The sequence below is a fragment of the Geobacillus sp. ZGt-1 genome (assembly GCF_001026865.1).
GTDB classification, from domain to species: Bacteria; Bacillota; Bacilli; order Bacillales; family Anoxybacillaceae; genus Geobacillus; species Geobacillus thermoleovorans.
On record NZ_LDPD01000007.1, the window covers coordinates 741 to 1,061 of the forward strand.

Below are 321 nucleotides of genomic sequence, written 5' to 3' on the forward strand. Positions count from 1 at the left end.
TCCCGTCGGGACCGCCATTGTTCCAAAATCACGAAAAATATGGTATGGCTCGGTAGCTCAGTCGGTAGAGCAAAGGACTGAAAATCCTTGTGTCGGCGGTTCGATTCCGTCCCGAGCCACCANNNNTATCATAGTTCCGAAAGAAGGTTCCCGCTTCATGCAAAGCTAAGTGGGAGTAGTTCACAGACATGTCAGATGTTCAAACCACCCCGGCTTAGTTCAATGGGTAGCGACGAACATTCGCATCGTCGAGTCTGTTGCGAGTTGCCTCGACGCACAAGGCTTCCTTGAATGAGCTTGAAGAGGAAGAGGCACAACCAG

Annotated in this window: 1 tRNA gene; it reads left to right on the forward strand. The window is 51.1% G+C overall.

Going from position 1 to position 321, the window contains the following annotated elements:
* The first annotated feature begins 46 nt into the window (after nucleotides 1-46).
* Nucleotides 47-122: transfer RNA gene (locus VU18_RS02035), tRNA-Phe, on the forward strand.
* Nucleotides 123-321 lie beyond the last annotated feature (199 nt).